Raw genomic sequence first — 273 nt, 5'->3', positions numbered from 1 at the left:
CGTCTCACGACCCAGGCGCAAGTCCGTCCAGGTGGCGGTGTGCGGCAGGTCGCCCGCGCGAAACGGCGTGGTGGACATGATGTGATGCGCGACCTGCTCGACGTTCAGGTTGTGCGCTGTGAACTGGAACCAGAACGCGTCGTCGCGAAAGCGCCACCGGAACAGCGGCAGGTCGCGGATACGCTCAAGGGCCGTGCGCAGCTTGTACGCGGGCAGGCTGCCGAGATAGCGCACCAGCTCCGGCGTCATGCCGAGCAAAGGCGCGGCCAGCAC

Annotated in this window: 1 pseudogene; it reads right to left on the bottom strand. The window is 67.4% G+C overall.

Annotated elements, in window-relative coordinates:
* A pseudogene (locus SB816_RS31610) lies at positions 1-273 on the bottom strand (hypothetical protein); the annotation flags it as partial.

This window comes from Achromobacter sp. SIMBA_011, from assembly GCF_046535435.1.
GTDB classification, from domain to species: domain Bacteria; phylum Pseudomonadota; class Gammaproteobacteria; order Burkholderiales; family Burkholderiaceae_B; genus Achromobacter; species Achromobacter dolens.
This window is presented reverse-complemented; position numbering and strand designations above follow the sequence as displayed.